The 18,474-nt window shown below is 68.1% G+C and carries 12 protein-coding genes and 4 pseudogenes; 8 read left to right on the top strand and 8 right to left on the bottom strand.

Annotated features, from left to right (window positions below):
* Positions 1-5: 5 nt before the first annotated feature.
* Both BJ964_RS33720 and BJ964_RS33715 read left to right on the top strand, forming a co-directional pair.
* The gene (locus BJ964_RS33720) at positions 6-1,931 is read left to right on the top strand and encodes a hypothetical protein (protein ID WP_188124426.1); all 1,926 of its coding nucleotides are present in this window, start codon (positions 6-8) and stop codon (positions 1,929-1,931) included.
* 206 nt (positions 1,932-2,137) lie between these two features.
* A pseudogene (locus BJ964_RS33715) lies at positions 2,138-2,311 on the top strand (IS256 family transposase); the annotation flags it as partial.
* A gap of 204 nt (positions 2,312-2,515) precedes the next feature.
* On the opposite strand, the gene BJ964_RS33710 reads toward BJ964_RS33715, so the two are convergent.
* The 3 genes from BJ964_RS33710 to BJ964_RS33700 all read right to left on the bottom strand — a co-directional run bounded on the left by BJ964_RS33710 (position 2,516) and on the right by BJ964_RS33700 (position 7,384).
* Positions 2,516-3,955, bottom strand: a complete 1,440-nt coding sequence (locus BJ964_RS33710) for a pectinesterase family protein (protein ID WP_188124425.1) — start codon at positions 3,953-3,955, stop codon at positions 2,516-2,518.
* A gap of 170 nt (positions 3,956-4,125) precedes the next feature.
* Positions 4,126-6,078, bottom strand: a complete 1,953-nt coding sequence (locus BJ964_RS33705; RefSeq protein WP_188124424.1) for a pectinesterase family protein — start codon at positions 6,076-6,078, stop codon at positions 4,126-4,128.
* A gap of 37 nt (positions 6,079-6,115) precedes the next feature.
* The gene (locus tag BJ964_RS33700) at positions 6,116-7,384 is read right to left on the bottom strand and encodes a pectate lyase family protein (RefSeq protein WP_188124423.1); all 1,269 of its coding nucleotides are present in this window, start codon (positions 7,382-7,384) and stop codon (positions 6,116-6,118) included.
* Between the two features lie 240 nt (positions 7,385-7,624).
* Between BJ964_RS33700 and BJ964_RS33695 the strand changes: the two genes are divergently transcribed.
* On the top strand, positions 7,625-8,482 hold the full coding sequence (locus BJ964_RS33695; RefSeq protein WP_188124422.1) for a DUF6807 domain-containing protein: 858 nt from the start codon (positions 7,625-7,627) through the stop codon (positions 8,480-8,482).
* Entirely contained in the window at positions 8,479-9,726 is a 1,248-nt protein-coding gene (locus BJ964_RS33690) for an ROK family transcriptional regulator (RefSeq protein WP_229807378.1), read from the top strand. Before BJ964_RS33695 ends, BJ964_RS33690 begins: the two co-directional genes overlap by 4 nt.
* 50 nt (positions 9,727-9,776) lie before the next feature.
* Here BJ964_RS33690 and BJ964_RS33685 read toward each other — a convergent pair whose 3' ends face one another.
* The 3 genes from BJ964_RS33685 to BJ964_RS33675 are packed head-to-tail and all read right to left on the bottom strand — an operon-like array spanning position 9,777 to position 14,160.
* Complete coding sequence (locus tag BJ964_RS33685) at positions 9,777-13,361, bottom strand: glycoside hydrolase family 3 C-terminal domain-containing protein (RefSeq protein WP_229807377.1); 3,585 nt, start codon at positions 13,359-13,361, stop codon at positions 9,777-9,779.
* Between the two features lie 2 nt (positions 13,362-13,363).
* Entirely contained in the window at positions 13,364-14,014 is a 651-nt protein-coding gene (locus BJ964_RS33680; protein WP_188124420.1) for a rhamnogalacturonan acetylesterase, read from the bottom strand.
* Positions 14,015-14,016: 2 nt separating this feature from the next.
* Positions 14,017-14,160 carry a hypothetical protein gene (locus BJ964_RS33675; protein ID WP_188124419.1) on the bottom strand — a complete coding sequence of 48 codons (144 nt, stop codon included), beginning with the start codon at positions 14,158-14,160 and terminating at the stop codon, positions 14,017-14,019.
* A gap of 112 nt (positions 14,161-14,272) precedes the next feature.
* On the opposite strand from BJ964_RS33675, the gene BJ964_RS33670 reads away from it, so the two are divergent.
* Complete coding sequence (locus tag BJ964_RS33670; protein WP_188127586.1) at positions 14,273-14,431, top strand: hypothetical protein; 159 nt, start codon at positions 14,273-14,275, stop codon at positions 14,429-14,431.
* A gap of 89 nt (positions 14,432-14,520) precedes the next feature.
* Positions 14,521-14,958: a hypothetical protein gene (locus BJ964_RS33665; protein ID WP_188124418.1), complete on the top strand. Its 438-nt coding sequence runs from the start codon at positions 14,521-14,523 to the stop codon at positions 14,956-14,958.
* A gap of 27 nt (positions 14,959-14,985) precedes the next feature.
* On the opposite strand, the pseudogene BJ964_RS33660 reads toward BJ964_RS33665, so the two are convergent.
* Positions 14,986-15,169: pseudogene (locus tag BJ964_RS33660) on the bottom strand (response regulator transcription factor); the annotation flags it as partial.
* Positions 15,170-15,386: 217 nt separating this feature from the next.
* On the opposite strand from BJ964_RS33660, the gene BJ964_RS33655 reads away from it, so the two are divergent.
* Positions 15,387-16,019 carry a lamin tail domain-containing protein gene (locus tag BJ964_RS33655; protein WP_188124416.1) on the top strand — a complete coding sequence of 211 codons (633 nt, stop codon included), beginning with the start codon at positions 15,387-15,389 and terminating at the stop codon, positions 16,017-16,019.
* Between the two features lie 3 nt (positions 16,020-16,022).
* Positions 16,023-16,704 (top strand): annotated as a pseudogene (locus tag BJ964_RS33650) (phosphorothioated DNA-binding restriction endonuclease); the annotation flags it as partial.
* A gap of 934 nt (positions 16,705-17,638) precedes the next feature.
* Here BJ964_RS33650 and BJ964_RS33645 read toward each other — a convergent pair.
* Positions 17,639-18,357 (bottom strand): annotated as a pseudogene (locus tag BJ964_RS33645) (IS6 family transposase).
* Between the last annotated feature and the right edge of the window lie 117 nt (positions 18,358-18,474).

Genomic DNA, 18,474 nt, shown 5'->3' with positions numbered 1-18,474 from the left:
ACCCCATGACTTTCGAGCACCCGTACGTCGACGTCGACGAGTGGCGCGAGACGCCGCACCCGCACCGTTACGTGCACGGCGGTTTCACCGGCACCGAGACCCGCTTCTCGATCTACTTCCCGCCGGCCGACCGCTATCAGGGCCGGTTCTTCCAGCACATCACCCCGGTGCCGGAGAGCGAACACCTCGCACAGACGGCGACCGGGCAAGCAGACAAGATCGGCTTCGCGTTCAGCGCCGGCGGCTACTTCCTGGAGACCAACGGCGGCGGCCAGTCCGGCGGCCCGGGCTCCGGCGCCGACCCGACGATCGCCGGATTCCGCGCCAACGCGGCTGCGGCCGCGCATTCAAAAGCCGTCGCCCAACAGGTCTACGGCGAACATCGGACGTACGGGTATGCCTACGGCGGCAGCGGCGGCGCATATCGGACCATCGGCGGAGCGGAGAACACCGCCGGAGTCTGGGACGGCTTCGTCCCGTACGTCCCGGGCAGCCCGGTCGCGGCGCCCAACGTCTTCGCCGTGCGGATGCACGCCCAGCGGCTGCTGGACGGCAAATTCGAGCGGATCGTCGACGCCTTCGACGCTGGCGGCGACGGCGATCCGTACCCCGATCTGAACGCCGAGCAGCGGGACGCGTTCGCCGAGGTGACCCGGATGGGCTTCCCGGTCCGTTCCTGGTTCGGCCACCGGACCATGGGTTCGCACGCGTTCTCCACGATCTACCCCGGCATCGTCGCGGTCGACCCCGGCTACTTCACTGACTTCTGGACAGTCCCTGGCTACCTCGGCGCCGACCCGGACTCCTCCGTGCACCGCGACCGGGTCTGCCTGACCACCGAGGTCACCGCCACGGTGACCCGTGCCGACCGCCCCGAGCTCGGCCCGTACGCCGAAGCCGGGCAAGCCCCGCAAGGCGGCGTCGACGAGGCTTTCAAGGGCGCGCACACCGGCCAGGACACCGTGGTCGCGGTACGCCTCGCCCACGCCCCGGACGTCACCACGCGGGGCGCCGAGCTGATCCTGCCGAGCGGTTTGCGGCTACGCCTCAAGGGCATACACGGCGATCTGGCCGTGCTCGACATGCCCGACCTCGACAACGCGGCGGCCGAACTGATCCCCGGGGACACCGTCGAGATCGACAACAGCAACCTTCTGGCTGCCCAGACCTACCACCGCCACCAGGTCCCCAGCCCGGAATACTCGGTGTGGGACCAGTTCCGCGCCGCCGACGGCACTCCCCTGCTGCCACAGCGCCCGATGCAACTCGGCCCGATGTTCGCCGCGGGCGCCGCCGGAACCGTCCAGACCGGAAAGATCACCGGAAAAATGATCATCGTGGCGTGCCTGCTCGACCGGGAGGCCTTTCCCTGGCAGGCCGCCTGGTACCGGGACAAGGTCGCAGAACACGCCCCCGACGACGTCCGGCTCTGGTACGTCGACAACGCCCTGCACGGCGACGACGAGCGACAGGAACATCCGGCGCACACGGTCAGCTACCTCGGCGTACTGCACGAGGCGCTGCGCAGCCTGGCCGACTGGGTGGAGAACGGCGCCCAACCGGCGGCGGACACCCATTACACAGTCACCGACGGCCAGGTCACCGTCCCTCCGGCGGCCGGCGAGCGCGGCGGCGTCCAGCCCGTGATCACCCTGACTCATGCCGGGGATGTGGTCCGAGCGGTCGCCGAGGTGCCGCCGGGCGCGGCCCCGATCGTACGGGTGCAGTGGGACCTCGACGGCGACGGCGAGTACGAGCTGGACGATGTCGTCGAGCCCACCGCCCAGGTCGTGCTGGAACGCTCGCACACCTGCAACGGTCCGGGCACCCGCTACGCCGCCGTGCGGGTCAGCGCCCAGCGCGACGGCGACCCGGACACGCCGTTCGGCCGCATCGACAACGTCGCCCGCGTCCGCGTTCCGGCTCCCTGAGCAGACCTAGCTGCCCGGGCAACCATTCTCGATACGGCCGCCCCGGGCAACTGATGGAGGCCGGAATGACAGTGGCCGATGATGCGCTCCGAGCACGAGCATGCGGCCATTGTCATCGACACGGACGAGTTCGGCTGGCGGTTGGGCTTCTTCGTAGGCGTGCCATACGCCGTACTCGCCATGGTCCTGCTGCCGAAGAACCCTGCCGGGCCCGCGGCCACTTCCCCAACGAGACCGCCGCTCTCAAGTGCATCTACCTGGCACTGATGAGCCTCGACCCGACCGGCGCCGGCCGCCGCCGATGGACCATGCGCTGGAAAGCCCCCTTGAACGCCTTCCAGACCGCCTTCGAAGGCCGGCTCGACCCGGCCATCCACTGATCCAACTCACAAACCCAGATCAGCCGATCTCTTTACACACCCAATACACGTGGGAAGGCAACATCTACGACTACTCGAGGTCACGTCGGCTGGCGTGGTGTATGAGGCGGCTTTCGGGGTTTCCGGAAACGGGAAACCGAGATCCTCCACGACAAGTCGCCGGTCCATCCACCACTCGTGGTGGATGGACCGGCGTTCGTGGCATCAGCCGACCGGATTCCAGCCGTCGGTGCCGGCCAGGTATTTCTGCGGTGTGTAGTTGGCCGCCTGTGCATCGGTCAGCTGCGGCCGGTTGCTGTTGACGGTCGCACCGGAGCCGGTGTTCTTGTATTCGTAGAACCGGGCGTTCTGCCAGGTGTTGGTGGACATGTTGACCCACGGCTGGGCGGTGGCGATGGTCGCGCTCAGCGACGATTCGCGGTAGACCACCTGGGCGCTCTGGCCCCAGGGTCGGCCGAGCGTGGTGGTGTTGCTGGTCGCGCCGGTGATCGTCGACTTGTAGATGAGGAATCCGTACGTCTGGGTCGACGGGGTGTTGGCCGCGGTGATGGGGCCGCCGGTGCTGCGCTTCTCGTAGATGGTGCAGGCGTTGAAGACCGCGCTGCCGTTGCCGTAGATGAAGTCGACGGTGCCTTCGATGTATGAGTTCGCGATGTACGCGCGGGCGCTGTTGTAGATGAGCAGGGTGTCCTGGTCGGCGGTGATCCGGACGTTCTTGAGGATCGCTTTGTCGCCGTACAGGGCCAGCGCGAGGGCCTGGGACGCGGCCACCGTCTCGTCGTAGTCGTTGTTGAACGTCAGGTTGGTGGCGTTGAACTCTTTGGCCTGCACGTAGACCGTGGCCGAACCGGTGGTGCCGGCGGTCGAGGCGGGCTTGTTGTTGACGATCACCGTGTTCGCCGGGCTGGAGCCGAGGCCCTGGAAGGTGATGTAGGGCTTGTTCGACGGGATGACCACGCTCTCCCGATAGGTACCGGCCTTGATCGCGATCGTCACCCGGCTGGTGTTGCCGGTCGGCACCGCGTCGACCGCGCCCTGCACGGTGGTGTACTGGCCGGTGCCGTCCTTGGCCACGACCAGGCTGCCCGCCGGGGCGGTGGTGCCGACCGGGTTGAACGCCCACTGCTTGTTGGAGTTGGCAGTGCACGTCTCCTGGATGATCGCCGCGCCGGAGGCGGTGGACGCGTCCTTGTCGGAGATGCACAGGCCGCTGCCGACCCCGATGATCTGGTAGGTGCCAGTACCACTCGCCGTGAGTTTCCACTGCTGGTTGGCCTGGCTGGACACGCAGGTGTACTGCTGCAACTGCACGCCGGACGTGGTGGAGAAGTCCGGCACGTCGATGCACTTGCCGCTGTTGACGTTGACCAACTGGTAGTTCGAGCCGACCGCGACCAGCTTGAACTGCTGCCAGGTCGCGCCGTCCGCACAGCCCCACTGCTGCAGCAGCGCGCTGTTGGCCGTCGATCCGGCGGTCACGTCGATGCACATGCCGCTCTTGGTCACCGCCAGCTGATATGTCCCGCCGGCGGCCGGCACGACGGCCGCATCGGAGGGCAACGCCGTGTAGCCGATCAGGGTGCCGGGGACGGCCAGCACCACGGCGGCCAGGAGCAGCCGCATTCTTCTTCGGATCCCGGGCATCTGCAGGATTCCTCTCGCATTGTCGGAGTGAAACCGGCTCCCCCGGCCGAGGACGACCCGGGGAAGACGTCTAGTAGTGCGACCGACCGACGGCGAGATAACAGGAAACGAGAAAGTGGATAGCCCGCGCATCGATCGATAGCGGCGGCTGGCTATCGAGGCGCGCCAGGTCATCCGTGGCCGCAGAACCGCCACGGCTGCCAGCGATCGGTGCCGGCGAGGTAGGTCTCTCTCGTGAAGTCCGCTGCCTTGGCCGGATCGAGCTGCGGACGGTTCTCGTTCACGGCGGCGCCCGGCCCGGTGTTGCGGTATTCGAAGTACCGCGCCTGCTGCCAGGGGAATCCGCTCATCTCGGTCCACGGCGCGTCGGCGATCTGCGGACCGAGGTAAGAGTCGCGGATGACCACCTGGGCAATGGCGCGTACGTCGCCGCCCGGGTGCCACGGCCGGCCCAGGTGGACGCTGTTGTCGGCGGCGTCGCTGGTGAAACGGCTGTGAGTGAAGAGAAAGCCGTACGGGTTGTCGTCGCTGGTGCTGGCCGCGGTGGCCCAGCCGTTGTTGGCTGGCGTGCCCCGGTCGCTGGAGAAGATCTCGCAGCCGTCGAAGACCGCGGTGCCCCGGCCGTAGATGAAGTCGACGTCGCCTTCGATGGAGCAGTCGTGCAGGTAGGTGCGACTCACCCGGTCACGGTTGGGGCTGTCGGCCTTGTAGGTGTCCTGATCCGCGACGAAGCGGGTGCGGTCGAAGATCGCCCGGTCGCCGACCGTGCGGACGGCGAGGGCCTGGCTCGGCATGACCGACTCGTCGTAGGAGTTCGCCAGCGTCAGGTTGCGTACTGTCACGTCATCGCCCAGCGTGGTGAACGTCGGGCTGCCGGCCGAGCCGTACGTGCCGCCGTAGAACTTCGTGCCACCGGCCGAAATGTCGTAGGTGATCACCACGTCGGACGGGTTGCGGCCGGTGCCGACGAGGGTCACCCCGGGCATGTCCTGCCAGACGCGGACGACCTCACGGTAGACGCCTGGCTTGATCACGATGGTGAGCGGGCCGGATCTGTTCAGGGCCGCGCCCAGCGCACCCATCAGACTCGCGTAGTCGCCGCTGCCGTCCAGCGCCACCGTGACGACGCTGGTCGCCGGTCGCTGACCGGCGCTCTGAGGCCCGGCTCCGGCGCGGACGAGATCCGGCACCAGGTCGGCCGGATCCAGCGCGTACGGATAGAAGGTGGCCGGATCGAAAGCCGTGCCGGCCGTGTCCCGCCGGCCGCTCGAGCCGTCGAAGATGTTGCCGGACTGCACCAGTTCCGAGGCGGCGTCCTTGGCCACCAGCGGATCGTTGACGTGGTCGAACCAGCTGTTCTGGACGACGACCTTGGCCGCGTTGCGGCTCATGGTGCCGTACTGGCCGACGTCCTGCAGGTAGTTGTTGTAGAGGTGCGCGGCGGCCGCGTTGTCGATGCTCCAGTTGCGCTGGAACGTGTTACGGATCCAGTTGTGGTGCGCCGTCACGTGCGTGATCACGTTGGTGGTCCAGCCGAGGCCCAGCGCCTTGTTGGTGTCGGCGATGACGTTCCAGGACACGGTGACGAAGTCGCAGTCCTTGCGGGTGTCGATCGCACCGTCGCCGACCCGTTCGATCCGGTTGTGGTCGATCCAGATGTGATGCGAGGTGTCGATCCGGATACCGTCGTTGTCGTTGGTCGATTCCTTGCCGTCCCAGTCACCCGGCACATAGGAGTCGCGGATGGTCAGGTTGCGCACGATGACGTTGTGCTGCTGATTGATGTAGAGGCCGCCGCCGACGATCTCCGCGGCCGGGCCGGCGCCGACGATGGTCTTGTCCGAGCCGACCTTGATCATGTCGCCGAACGGTGTAACTGCGATCGAACCGCGCACTCTGATGACCAGCGGATGCGTTGCGACGGCGTACGTCTTCAAGTCTTCCAGAGTGGTCGCGGTGACCACCCGGCCGCCTGCGCCGCCGGTGGTGGTGACGAGTCCGTTGCCGGCGACGGCCGCGAAGCCGTCGACGGAGGCGTCGAGCCGATGGGCGGCGGCCGGCGCGGCGGGTACGACAGCTGTGGCGGCGGCGATCGCGGCCAGGAGCAGACGTGCTGTGAGCATCGCAATTCCCTCTGCTACGGCGGGTACGGGCGGGTGGCTATCGCGCGCCGGCGCCGGCCTGCACCAGGCCCGGGACGGCCCAGGCCGGGTCGATGCGGGTGTGCAGGGTCGGCGTCCAGCCGACGTCGGGGCTCAGGTCCGGGTCGTTCACGGCGTTGTAGGCGGCGAGAACGCTGGTCGGGCGGCCGTTGACGAAAGTGCCGGACTCGTGGATCGCGGTGCCGCTGGAGACCCAGATGATCGTGGCCGCGGTAAACGGCGCGGCGAGCTGGAACGCGTTGTTCTCGGCGTACAGCTGGGACTCGGTGCCGACGCCCCACGAGTACAGGTAGCCCGAGCCGGCGGTGGAGCGGTACAGGTTGTTGTAGACGTGCACCTGACCGAACCGGACCCGTGGGCCACGTTGGACGAGGTTCGTGATCTCGCTGTGGTGCATGGTGACGCGGATCTTGCCGCGGTCGGCGATGACGGTGTCGCCGTTGCCCCACAGCATGCCCTTGTCGTGCCCGGAGAATCGGCTCCAGGAGATGGTGACCAGGTCGCTCTGCCGGGCGATGTCGAGCAGTCCGTCGTGGCGCAGCAGGTGCTGGCCGAAGACCAGCGGCTCGGCGGCGTCCGGATGGTCACCGTCGTCGATGCTCACGTGGTCGATCCAGACGTGCGAGGTGTGGCTCAGTGCCAGGTTGTCCCACTCGGTCTTCCAAGCGTCGCCGTTCCATCCCGGGAAGCACGTGTAGGCGTCGTGCAGCGCCAGATTGCGCAGGATGACGTTCTGCACGGACTCCAGCTCGATCTGGGCCCCGGTGATTGCCGAGTGCGGCAGGCCGGCGAGTGTGGTGTTCGACCCGACCCGGATCTTGACGCTCCTGCCCTGGTTGGCGTTGGAAGCTTTTCGGGCATCCTCCAGCGGACCGGTCGGCGTGCCGGTCCAGACTGCCGGGTCGTAGGCCTCGAGGTAGGCGCCGAAGTCCCAGCCGGGCGCGGCGTAGTCGGCGCAGTCCAGCGGGTTGCCGGCCGCGTCGACATTGGCGTCGACACGTCCCGCGACGTAGACGATCTTCGGTTCGTCGCCGGCCACGGCCGCGGCCAACTCGTTGCGATCGTGAACGACGAAGACGTGATCGGCGGTCGCGGCGGACCCGCCGGTGACGCCGCCCTCGGCCGATGCCCAGCCGTCACGAGGGCCGAGCACCTCGCGGCCGATGTCGTGGCGCAGCCCTGCGGCCCGCGCCGGGGTGGGGGCGATCATGCCGGCCAGGAGGAGGACCGTCGAGATGAGGGCAGGCAGGAGCCGGCTTCGCGCCATCGGCGGAGCCTCACTTTCGGATACGGAGCGGGGCGGGGAAGGAAGCGCGGCGGACGGGCCGGACTTTGTAACTGACTATTACTAACCGGCGACCAGGAAGTCAAGAGCATCAATGGATGAGCTTCCGAGTGAGACCCCTGTGCGCTTATCCTGCACACCGGCTATCACGAGCTCGGAGAAGGCGGTCGGGGATGGACGGGTTGGCTGAGCCGGCGGCGGTCACCTGGCTGGAGGGCTGCCGTGCGTGCTGAGCCGACGGTGTTACGTCTCGGGGATCAGGTGGTCGCCGAGTATGCATGGCGCCCCGACCTGCCCGGCACCACGTCACCGCGCCCCTATCTGCATCCGGTGCGGACCATGGCGGGCACCGTGGTCACCGCGTTGAGGCCGGTCTCGCACCTGCACCACCTCGGCGTGAGCATCGCGGTGGCGGACATCGACGGCCACAACTTCTGGGGCAGCCGCACGTTCGTCGAAGGCCACGGACCGGCGTGGCTGCACAATCACGGCACGCAGGAGCACGTCCGCTGGGCGCAGCGCACGCCGACCCGGTTGCGGCATTCGCTGCGGTGGATGTCGATCGACCGCGAGCAGTTGCTGACCGAGCGGCGCACCTGGTCCGCCCGGCCCATCGACGCCGACTCATGGGCTCTGACCTGTGATTTTGCCCTGACCAACAGCACCGGGCGAGCCCTGCGGATCCAGAGTCCGGCCGCGGTCGGCCGAGCCGGGGCGGGGTTCGGCGGATTCTTCTGGCAGGCGCCCGCAGGGCTCGGCGAGTGCCGGGTCACGGCGGCCACCGGTAACGGCCCCGAGGCCGTCCACGGCTGCCGATCCCCGTGGCTGGCGGTGTCCGCAGCGGCCGACGAACGCAGCTGGTGGACCCTGGTTTTCATCGCCGCAACCCCGGCGACCCGAGACGACCCGTGGTTCCTGCGCACCCGGGACTACCTCGGCGTGGGTTCATCGCTGTCCTGGGATTCGCCGCTGATGCTCCAGCCGGGCGCCACCATGGCCCGCCGGATCGTCATAGCCGTGGCGGACGGCATCCTGTCGCGCGACCGGGCAGCCGCGCTCTCCGCGGAATTCGCGACGTGACCCTACCCGCTCGCCGCGCCGGATCCGGCTTCCTGGCACCAGCCCGCCAGGAGAACGTCCGCGCCCACAACCTCGGCCTCATCCTGCAACAGATCGCCGCGGACACGACTCCGGTCTCCCGGATCGAGCTGGCCCGCGCCACCGGCCTGGCCCGGCCCACAGTGTCCCGCCTGGTCGACGACCTCCTGGCCGGAGGGCTGATCGCCGAGGTCGGCCCCGACCGCTCACGCAGCACCGGCCGTCCACCCATCGGCCTGACGTTGTCCCGCAGCGGGCCGGCCGGCCTCGGCCTGGACATCCGCACAGGCAGCCTGGCCGCCTGCATCGTGGACTTCGCCGGCACGGTACGCCATCTTGAATTCGCTGCGCGCCCTCACCCGGTGACGTCGCCCGAGCAGACCATCGACGATCTGGCCGCCATTGCCGAGGGCGCCATCAGCACCGCCGAGGCGCAGGGACTCACCGTCGCCGGCGTCACCCTCGCCGCTCCCGGGCCGGTGCAGGATCGCAGCCGGGCCCGCTTCGCACCGGCCATCGGGTGGCGGGACTTCGACGCCGGCTCCCGGCTGCGCGCAGCGCTGGGATCGCACGACGTGATCGTCTCCGTCGAGAACGAGGCCGGTCTGGCCGCCCTCGCGGAGTGGCACGCGAGCGACAAGGAGCTGCGCAACTTCGTGTGCCTCTTCGGCGACTTCGAGCTGGGAGCGGGCATCGTTCTGGATGGCGAACTGCTGCGTGGAGCCCGTGGCTGGAGCGGCGAACTCGGGCACGTCACCGTGGAGCCCGATGGCGTGGCATGTTCCTGCGGCGCCAAGGGCTGCCTGCAGGGGTACTCCGGCCTGGCGGCGATCCTCGCCGCCGTGCCCGACGACGAGCAGCAGGCCGGGGCCGCGTCGCACCAGACTCCGGCGGTCACCATCGGGGTGCTGGCCGACCGATCGCCGCAGGTCCGCTCCGCCCTCGATCGGGCCGGCACCGCGCTGGGCATCTCGCTCGCCGCGCTGATCAACCTCATCGACGTCGACACGGTCCTGCTCGATGGCAGTTACTCGTTGCTCGCGACGTGGCTGACCGAACAGATCCAGACGCAGATCCGCGACCGGGTGCTGACCGCCCGGTGGGCGCCGATCGAGGTACGGGCCGCGCCGATCGGTCCGGACGCTGCGGTGATCGGGGCCGCCCTCACCGTCATCGATGATGTACGCCGCGACCCGTCCACGTGGATCACACGCACCGGGAGTTGACCGTCCCGGCCTGGCTTTCACCGGCCGGGACGGCGTGCGGCGCCCGTGACTCAGCCGATGGCTGTGGTGAAGATGTGCATGCTGGTCTGGGCGGCGGTCACTCCCTGGCTGAGGTTGGGAAGGGTGAGGTAACGGATGGTCCTGGCCGGGTCGAGGGCGACCGACGTGTAGTAGAGGCTGACCTTACGGACCCGTGGGCTGGTCGCCGTGTTGTGATAGGCGAGCGACGTGACGACAGCGCCGCCGGCCGGCGGGTTGTTCGCGTACCAGTCGGTGAACGTGAGCGTGACAGTCTGCGTGGTGCCGTCGGTGTAGGTGACGGTGGCCGGGCCGGAGGCGGTGCCGCTGACGCCCGTGCCGATCAGCCCGAGTTTCGTGCCCGAGCCGTTGAGCTCGATGGTCTGCCCGCCCGCGACGACGTTGTCGGCGCTGCCCGCGGCGACCGCCGGCCAGGTGAAGGTGAGGCCGTTGTGGTCGACGGTGCCGCCGGCGGTGATGGCCGGTGTCGCCGCCGCCAGCGCCTGCGCGGAGTAGGAATAGCCGCCGCCGTCGAGGTTGCCGGCCGCCGGTTGCGCGTCGTCGCTGACTCCGGCGTTGTTGTAGGCCGAGACGAGTGACGGGAACGGCAGCGACACGGTCCGCGGCGCGGACGCGGTCGCGGGCCCGTTGGTGCTGCGGAAGGTGACGCCGGCCGTGACGTCGTACGTTCCGGGATCGTCCGGTGCGGTGAGCGTCCACGACGCCCGTACCGTCCGGCCCGGGGCGACCGAGGCGAACGTGACCGGGCCGTCCGGGGCCGCCGTCCAGCCCGGCGGGGTGTCGAGCACGAGGGTGACACCGGTCAGCCGGACCGGGCCGGGGTTGGGCAGCGTGACGGTGGCGGTGACGGTGCTCCCGGCGGCGGTCAGGGCCGGGACCTCGAGGGTGAACGGTTGCTTGACCACGATAGGCGTGGTGCCGGTGACACCGTCGACGGTGACCGCGATGGTGGCCACACCGGCCGAGATCGCGGTGATCCGGCCTGTCCGGCTGACCGCGGCGACGCGCGGGTTGCTGCTGCGGTAGGTCACCGCGGCCCGGCTCAGATCGGCGAACGATTCGTCGTTGTAGACCGCCTCGACGACCCGGTCGGCCCGCACATGGCCGCCGGCCTGGGCGGTGTCGTCGGCGATCCACGGATTCCGGTCGCCGAGTTCCACGGTGTCACCCGGGGTGAGCTGGACCCGGTCGGGCTGCACGGTCACGTACGAGATCTGCGGGGTGATGCGGCCGTGGATCCGGACGTCGGCCGAGCCGGCGACGTGCGCCGCGTCGGTGGCGACCTGGAACTGATAGCGCCCGTTGTAGACGACCTGCTTGCGCTGCTTCTCGTCGTAGAAGGCGAGGTCGGCGGCGTGCACCTGGACCGCGATCTGCTGGCGTTCGCCCGGCTGCAGGACCCGGGTCTTCTGGAAGCCGGCCAGCCGCTTGACCGGCAGATCGAGTCCGGCGACGGCGGGCGTGGTGGCGTACACCTGAGCGACGGTGGCGCCGGCTCTCGCACCGGTGTTCGTCACGTCGAAGCGGATGATGATCCGCCCGTTCGGGGTGGTGGTCTCGCGGTCGGCACGCACCTTCCCGTACGCGAAACTGGTGTAGCTCAGACCGTGCCCGAACGGATAACTGGGCGTGCCGGTGAAGTACTGGTAAGTGCGGCCGAGCCCACCGGTCTGTGCCGGGGTGAGCCCGTAGTTCTGGATGCCGGGCAGCTGTGAGTCGTCCTTCTGCCACGTGAAGCTCAGGTGCCCGCTGGGGTTCTGTGCACCGAACAGGACGGCGGCCAGCGCAGTGCCCTGGCTCTGGCCGTTGTAGGCGCCGAAGACGACCGCCGGGAACTTCCGCTGCGCCTGCTCGATCGCCACCGGCCCGCCGGCCTGGACGGCCAGCACCGACCGCGGGTTGCCGGCCGCGCTGACCTGATCGATCAGGGACTGATAGTTGCCGGGCAGGGCGAGCGTCGCACGGTCCTTGCCTTCGGTCGCCACGTTGAGGTCGGTGCCGGCGAAGACCACGACCAGGTCGGCGGACGGTAGGTCGGCCAGCGTCTGCGCGCCGCAGACGGCCGGTGTGGTGGCGGTGGTCGACGTGGCGCAGGCGTCGAAGGTGACGGTGGCCCCCGGCAGTGCGTTCCTGATCCCCTGCACGGCGCTGACCTGTACGGTCGGGTCTCCCGAGTAGCCGCCCAGCGTGACCGTGTTCGCCAGGTTGCCCACCACGACCACACGGTGCAGGCTCGCCGGGTCAGCCGGCAGTACGGCCGTCCCGTCCACCGGGTCGTTCTTCAGCAGCACCAGCGAGTTGGCCGCCACCTGATCGGCGAGCCGCTGGTGGGCCGGGCTCTCGATCTGATCCTTCGTGATCGCGGTGTAGCTCACCCGGTCGGCCGGGTCGAACTCGCCGGTCGCCATCCGGGTCGTGAAGACCCGTACGAGCGCGTCGTCGAGCACGCCCTCGCTGAGTACCCCGGCGGCCAGGGCTTCCTCGATGTTGGCGAGGGTGAACTCGTCGCCCTTGCAGTTCAGCTGCGTACCAGCCCGCAAGGCCCAGGCCTGCGCGCCGGCCGCTCCGGAGAGTTGCTGCCCGGTTGCCGGGTTCGTCCAGGTCGTCTGCCCGTTCGTGGTGGCGGTGGTCCAGCCGGCCGGCGCCCAGTTGTGCCGGTTGGCGGCCCAGATGTCGGTGATGGCGCCGCAGTCGGAGGTGGAGTAGCCGGCGAACCCCCACGTGCGCTCGGCCAGCACGTTGGCCAGGTAGGTATCGGCCGGCGCCGGCGTGCCGTTGACCCGGTTGTACGCCGTCATCAGGCCGGACACGTGGGCGTCCTGGATCAGGCTGCGGAATTGCGGCGTGTAGTAGTTGCGGATGTTCGCCTCGGTGGTGTCCGAGCTGCCGGACTGCCGGGTGGCCTCGACGTTGTTCAACGCGAAGTGCTTGGCGGTGGCCGCGGTTTTCAGGTACGGCGTCAGCCGCTCACCGGTGCGGTTCTGCCCCTGCAAGCCGTTGACGTACGCTCCCGCGAGCTTCGCGACCAGAAGCGGATCCTCTCCGAAGCCCTCGTCGTTGCGGCCCCAGCGCGGGTCGCGGGCCATGTTGACCGTCGGCGCCCAGTAACTGAGATTGCCGTACGCGTTCCGGTCCGGCCCGATGTTGTTCTGCCCGACGCCCCACAGCGACTTGTCGAGCAGACCCCGCGCCTCATCCGCGATGGCCGTGGTCTCCTGGTAGATCAGCTCCGGATCCCAGGACATCGATGTGGCCAGGTTGGTGGGAAAGCTGGTCGCGTGCACCCCGCCGGTGACACTGCCGCGCCGGGTGTTGCCGCCGAGCCGGTTGATGCCGTGTTGGCCCTCGTTCCAGTACGTGTACTGCTGCACACCCAGGCGCGCGATGGCCGGCGCGCTGTTGGTGTGCAGCTGGGCCACCTTCTCGGCGAGTGTCATCCGGGACACCAGGTCGGCGGCCCGCTCGGCGAAGGTGTAGCGGGTGTCCAGGTAGATCGGGGCGACCGGCTCGGCCGCGCGGGCCGGCGTGACGGGGGTGATCCCGGCTGCCAGCAAGCCGGCGATCAGCGCAGCGGCCCGGGTTCTCAGGCGTGCCATTCTCATGTCCTCCTGACCTGGCTGTTCAGGGAGGACGCGACCAAGCGGGCCACTGCCCTCGCCCCGTAGTCCAGAAAGTGGGTGTCGTCCTCGATACCGTCCGGGTACTTCGGGTACCTGCCGGCCGGCACGTGCAGGAAGTACTTCTTGGTGCCCGCGGGCCCCTCCGCGTTCCACAGCCGGGTGCTGGCCGCGGTCAGATCGATCAATGGCACGCCCAGGCCGGTGGCGAGTTCGGCCATCGCAGCCGGGTACTTGCCGTGGCTGGGCACGATGACCCCGGAGCTGTCGAAGTGACGGCGCTCGACCGGCGTGACCAGCACCGGGCCCGCTCCCCTGGCCCGCGCCCCGTCGACGTACCGCGACAGATGCTCCGGATAGGTCGTCGCCGGTTCGGTGTACCGGGCTGGATCATCGGCCTTCGCGTCGTTGTGCCCGAACGAGACGACCAGGCAGTCACCGGCGGTGATCCGGTCGAGGATCGGGTCGAGCAGACCCAGCTCGATGAAGCTTTTCGAACTGGTCCCGGGCGTGGCGGCGTTGACGACGTCGGTACCGATGAGCTCCGCCAGGACCTGCCCCCATCCGGTTTGGGGTGCCGCTTCGGCGGTATAGGTGGCGGCGGTGGAGTCGCCGACGATGTAGACGGTCATGCTCAGAGCTGATTGTTCTTGGTGGCGCCGCCGGCGACTGGGGCAACGGCGGCCTCGGAAGGCAGAAGCGCCCAGGTGTTCAGGAACGCGGGGATGGCGACCATGACGGCGGCGAGGTGGGTTCTGCATGCGCTGAGCGGGGACACAGCGGATCCTTTCTGCCCACGAACATCAGGACAGTGAGGTCTGTCGATGCGTCATCACGGTATGCGGGCCGCCACATTAGGTCAACTGGTGTAACAAATACCGGGAGCAACGTTGATCGCCGTCAACCTTCACCTCCACTCCTGGTCCGGCGGCGACGGCTCCGAGACCGAGGCGGCCGGCGACGCGTTCACCACCGGCTTCTGGGCCTGCGCGGGCGTGGCCGCCATCGCGATCCTCGCCGCTCTCCTCGTCCCGGCCGCCGACGGCTGATCCGCTGGCGTAGCACTCGTAAACAGCGAGGGCTGGCGTTCCCCTACGCCCGCCTGCCCTACTACCTGCTCGCGGTGACGGTGGCCATCGTGGTCGTCTTGGCCGCCGGTTTCGCCGTGCTGATGGCAACCGACGGCACCGGTACCGGCTGGGCGCTGGCGGCCGGGTTCCTCGGCTGGTTCCTCGTCGTCCTGCTGCGCCTGGCACCGGGCACGCTGGTAGTGACCACGTCCGGGATCTACCACCGGTCGCTGGTCCTCGAGCACTTCGTCCCGTGGAACGCGGTCGTCGACATCCTGGCCCGGGAGGGCACCGATCCCTGGATCACCGTCAAGGCCCTACCGCTGGACGGCACGCGGCAGCGGCAGCACACCGGGAGGCTACACACCTTCGAGGGGCAAGCACTGCCGTTCATAGTGGCCCGATCGTCATGGCTGCGCGCCAATACGGTCCCGGCGTATCAGGCAGTCAAGCACTACTACGACCATCCGGAGCAACGCGCCGAGCTCGCGACAAGCCGCGTGTGAGGCTCGCCGCGCCTCGGCCCGCCGGACTCAGGCCGCCGTCAAGAAGACCCGCCTGGCCTGTACCCGGGTACGCACCTGCAGCTTGTCGAAGATGCGCCCGAGATGGACTCCCACGGTTCGTACGCTGATGAAGAACAACTCACCGATCTCCCGGTTAGTCAAACCCTCGGCCACGCGGCCAGAACCTCCGCTCCCGACCGGTCAGCGTGGATGCCGGCACGTCGGCGGGCGGTGTGACGATGACCAGGTCGACGCCGTAGCCGACGCTGTCGCTGCCGCACACCCTCGACGTCTCCGATCAGTACGGCGTGCCGCGGTCGCCGCACGCTTCACGGACGCCATTGACGGCGAACTCTGACCGGACGGCCAGTCCGCGACCACACGTTCGAGGCACTGCCCACACCAGATCCAGCTGGAACGATGGCCGGATGTCTTCACCGTCCGATGCCGCACCCGCAACCCGACAGCCGTGGCGGTGGATCGCCGTCGGCGTCACCACGGTCGCAGTCACCGCCGCCGGGATCACCTACGCCTCCGCGTCAACCACCGCCGCGGTCCCGAACGTTCGGTTCACGAAGGTCTACTACAACTCGCCCGGCAGCGACACCCGCACCAACGCCAGCTTGAACGCCGAATACGTGCAGGTCACCAACAAGACCAGCAAAAGCGTCGACCTTGCCGGATGGACCATCCGCGACAAGTCCAACCATGTGCACACGCTCGCCGGCACGCTGGCCGCCGGGAAAGCGCTGACCGTACACACCGGCAAGGGCACCAACGGCAAACCGGCCGGGCACCGGTACTGGCAGTCCGGGAACTACGTGTGGAACAACACCGGCGACACCGCCACTCTCCGTACCAAGACGGGTGCCACCGCCCACACGTGCACGTGGGGCAAAACCGGATCGGTGACCTCATGCCCGGGAGGCGGTCCAGCAACGGTCCCGCCCACGACCCGGCCGACGACAATCACCCCGACAAAGACGCTGGTGCCGACAACGGCGCCCACCACCAAACCGACAACCGAACCGACAACCGAACCGACAGTAGGCCCGGGTTAGGACCCATTTACTCGGTTGCGGTCCGACAAGATCTGGGTGCTGGATTTCGATGCGCCGATGGACGCCATCGGACCACTGACCGCGCAGCAAGTCACCGGTAGGTTCACCGAGGACGTTGAGCGGGTGCTGACCGGTGATCCTGGACTGATCGTGTCGGCTGCCCGCGCTCTGGCGCAGAGCCACTTCCCCGACACCGTGGCGCCTGACGTGCTGACCGCGGTCGGTCTGGATCCGGATACTGTGCTGCAGTCGCGGGACGTGCTGCCCGATCCGGGCGGCACGAAGAAACGCACCCGTGACAGCACATGGCCACCGCTGATCTTGCAAGCCTGGGACCGGCAGTGCGCATTCTGCGGTTTCGATGGGCAACTCCTCGGCGTCACCGTCGGCGTTGAGGCGGCCCACGTCCGCTGGTTCAACCTTGGCGGGCCAGACGACTCCGGCAACGGGCTCGCCCTATGCAGCCTGCACCATAAGCTTTTCGACCGTGGCGTCCTCGGCCTGACCATCGAAAGGACGATCTGCGTCTCGGAGTCCTACTCGGCGCGCACCCCCCGCCAAGAAGACCGTCTACGACCTCCACGGCCAAGCGATCCGCACACGGCCTGGCACCTTATTCCCTGCTGACCAGCACATCGCCTGGCACCTCAACCAGGTCTTCAAGGGCGTTCCCCTCGCCGCGTAAACACCGGCCGGGAAGCGGCGGACCAAGCCTGCCGGCGGGAATGGCGCCCGCCTCCAAGGCCACGACGCGACGCAGGTCAGCAACTCCTCCGGCCCGAACGTCTGGAGGACGGGTCCCTGCCGAAAGGGCAAACGATCTCCAACCTGCAGAAGTTCTTGGAATCGTCCACCTGGAAATGTCCTCGGAGACGTTGACCGGCTCCTCCGCTGTGGCTACCTATACAAAGGCCCACAAACGAGGAACCCGGCCGGGTGAGTTCTCACCGGACGGGTTCCTCGTCGGCTATGCGAGTGGAATAGTGCTAGATAGCAATATGGTATTTTGGCCATAGGCGTGTGTCGATCTTCGGACACAACTAAATCCCCATGAGAGTCCGCTGCAGGCTGTGCCTGGACGCGGACTTTCTGTGTATCCGGGTGATAGGTAAGCCGGATCCCCAGTTGCTGGTAGACCTCGGCTCGATCGGCTGGGTCGGCCTCGCTCAGCGCGGCGCCGATGTCGCCGATCTGCTGGAGAAGGTCGGTTATCTGTGCCGGGCTCATCTGCGGGGCCCGTGGTGGCCTGGGCGCGTTCAGTATCTCGGCAGCCTTGCGGCGCCGGGTTTGCGTCTCGCTGGAGGGTGGTGACCAATCCGTCAAACGTGACCCCTAGAGAGAAATCGAATCAACACGCCCTCCCTCTAGCTTTGAATAGAACGCATCCCTGACCACAAGCCCATACCCAGGGAAACAATAGAATTAGTCGATCTACCCACGAATCAACCTGGGTATCGGGTCACTCGTTGGTGGCCAGGGGGAGGCTCTCGCCTCACCCTCAATGTCGCCACGCGGCTACGGAGCCCGGTCACGGTGACCGGGAAGAGGTCCCTCAAACTGCGGCGGGCTCTGTTGCGTTGCGAGATCGCTGGGCATGCTGACCCTGGCCGGACCGGGTGTCAGATCGCTTGGGCGAGTTCGGTGAACGCCGCGACGACCCGAAGCACGGGACGGACGTTGACTGCGAGTTCGTAGTGGCCGCGGCGCAGATTCTGCATGAAGGCGTGCCCGGCGATCACCACCTGTGCGGTTCGATCAGTCTGCAGTCCCGCATCGGTCGCAGTCGGCGTTTGAGTTGACCGTGGTCGGCTTCTATCGGGTTGTTCGCGTACTGCTCGACGTGGTGCCACGCCGCCGGCACCAGTTCGTCGAGCACAGCCCGGTAGACCGGCGCGGCGTCGGTGACCACCTCGCTCGGGATGACCTTGAGCATCCGCAGGGCACGGGTCAAGAAGCGTCGAGCCGCTGCGGCATCCCGGCGGGTCGAGACCAGTACGTCGATGATCTGGCCGTATTGATCGACAGCCCGGTAGACGTAGCGCCACACCCCGTTGACCTTGACGTAGGTCTCGTCGACGAACCACCGGTCGCCCGGCGCGTGCCGTGAGAATCGTGCGGCGTCGGCCAGCAGCGGCGTGAACCGTTGTACCCAGCGGTAGACCGTGACGTGATCGACCTCGATCCCGCGTTCGGCGAGCAGTTCCTCGACGTCGCGGTACGACAGGCCATAGCGCAGGTACCAGCGCACCGCCAGCACGATCACCTCGGCCGGGAAACGGAACCCGGCGAACGCCGAGCCGGGAGGACACCAGGGACGAGACCGTGCTACCGACTCCATCGGCCAACTCTGCCTCGATCTTCCCAACGGTCAACGCAACGGAGCCGTCCGTTTGGAGATCGTTCTGCGGGTCGCTTTAGATAGCGATCACTCGATGGCTAAAGATGAATCCTGGTC

The organism is Actinoplanes lobatus (assembly GCF_014205215.1).
Lineage (GTDB): Bacteria > Actinomycetota > Actinomycetes > Mycobacteriales > Micromonosporaceae > Actinoplanes > Actinoplanes lobatus.
Note: the sequence above shows the minus strand (reverse complement) of the source record. Positions and strands in the feature narration are given on the sequence as shown.

What these genes read in the sequence shown, in the direction of transcription:
- BJ964_RS33700 (WP_188124423.1), bottom strand. Translation starts at nt 7,384, where the DNA reads ATGGCGCGAAGCCGGCTCCTGCCTGCCCTCATCTCGACGGTCCTCCTC.
- BJ964_RS33680 (WP_188124420.1), bottom strand. Translation starts at nt 14,014, where the DNA reads ATGACCGTCTACATCGTCGGCGACTCCACCGCCGCCACCTATACCGCC.
- BJ964_RS33720 (WP_188124426.1), top strand. Translation starts at nt 6, where the DNA reads ATGACTTTCGAGCACCCGTACGTCGACGTCGACGAGTGGCGCGAGACG.
- BJ964_RS33655 (WP_188124416.1), top strand. Translation starts at nt 15,387, where the DNA reads ATGTCTTCACCGTCCGATGCCGCACCCGCAACCCGACAGCCGTGGCGG.
- BJ964_RS33710 (WP_188124425.1), bottom strand. Translation starts at nt 3,955, where the DNA reads ATGCCCGGGATCCGAAGAAGAATGCGGCTGCTCCTGGCCGCCGTGGTG.
- BJ964_RS33705 (WP_188124424.1), bottom strand. Translation starts at nt 6,078, where the DNA reads ATGCTCACAGCACGTCTGCTCCTGGCCGCGATCGCCGCCGCCACAGCT.
- BJ964_RS33685 (WP_229807377.1), bottom strand. Translation starts at nt 13,361, where the DNA reads ATGGCACGCCTGAGAACCCGGGCCGCTGCGCTGATCGCCGGCTTGCTG.